Genomic DNA, 1,272 nt, shown 5'->3' on the forward strand with positions numbered 1-1,272 from the left:
CCGCCTGGACGTCGGCAGGGTCGCGGAGGTTGCCAGTTGCCGTACCAGCGGCAGCACCTGCGCGCCCATGTGCTGCACGCTGCCCGGGTCCAGGTTGGCCACGCTCGCGGTGGCGGCGTGATAGTCGAACTGGCTCCCGATGATCGCGAAGTTCACGCCAGGAATGCCCAGCTTTGCCGGCACCGTGAAGTCGGTTCCATTGGGCATGTAGCGGTAGACGAAGCCGGTCAACGAATTGCCCAGCGGCTGCGGCGCCAGCGATGCGAACGTCTTCAACAGCGCCGCATTGCCCGGTCCGGTTTCAAACAGCACCGCACGGCCACTGCTGCCACGCGCCTCCAGGTTGATCGCCGTCCCGATCCGCGCGGCCAGCGGATGCGATGCAAAGAACGCGCGCGCACCCAACAGGCCAGCCTCCTCGGCATCGGTGAACAGGAACACCACGTCACGCTGCCGTGCATCTTTCTGCAGCACACGGGCTATTTCCAGCATCACCGCAACGCCGAGGCCATCGTCGGCCGCACCGGGCGACTGGGCCACGCTGTCGTAGTGCGCCATCAGCAGCACCGCAGGCAAGCTGCGATYACGGCCCGGCAGTACGGCGACCACGTTCTCTACATTGGCCGCGCGCACACCGCGCCCGTCGCCCTTGCCGTACTCCGCAGCCGCATGCGCGCGCTGCACCGATGCCTGCAATCCCGCCTGCTGCAGATGCGTGACCAGGCCATCGCGCACCCGCGCCGCAGCGGCCGAGCCGGTGGGATGCGGTTCGGCGGCGATCCAGCGCAGGTGCTGCATGGCGCGGGCCGCCGAGAATTCGGCAGCGGCGATGCTGGCCGACTGTGGCGGCGGCGTCTTCTGCGCGCTCCAGGCAGACCATGCGGCAATGAAGATGCCGAGGAACAGAAGGGGCAGCGTGTAGCGAGCGATATCACGGGCGGGCCGCCGCGCKCTCATGGGCGCACCTTGCGATCGAGCACGTTTGCCAAGCAGCAGGGAAGCGCAATCACGAGCACGGCGGGAATCCGGGAAAGACGACCTTCGCAGAATTACAAAGATATTTCCGATATGTCAAATTATTTTCTGATCAGCCAATTCCGGACACTTCCCGACCCTCGTACGCCTGCGCCATCAACCGCTTGAGATCCGCTGAACCCCAGTGACCAACTGTCCTCGCATCACGCATGTTGGGTGCGAGCGGCAGGCGCAGATCAGCGTCGACATGCAGAACAGCAGCAGCCGGCTTTTTCTGCGGCACGACGGTGGCAACGC

Annotated in this window: 2 protein-coding genes; both read right to left on the reverse strand. The window is 65.6% G+C overall.

The features are described from left to right. Positions 1 to 957: M20/M25/M40 family metallo-hydrolase (locus ACXJKH_RS20705; protein WP_457322205.1), on the reverse strand; the 957-nt coding region annotated here is incomplete at its 3' end. Between the two features lie 130 nt (positions 958 to 1,087). After that, a partial coding sequence (locus ACXJKH_RS20710) for a hypothetical protein (RefSeq protein ID WP_457322207.1) occupies positions 1,088 to 1,272 on the reverse strand: 185 nt, incomplete at its 5' end.

It is taken from the genome of Stenotrophomonas sp. P5_B8 (assembly GCF_054049855.1).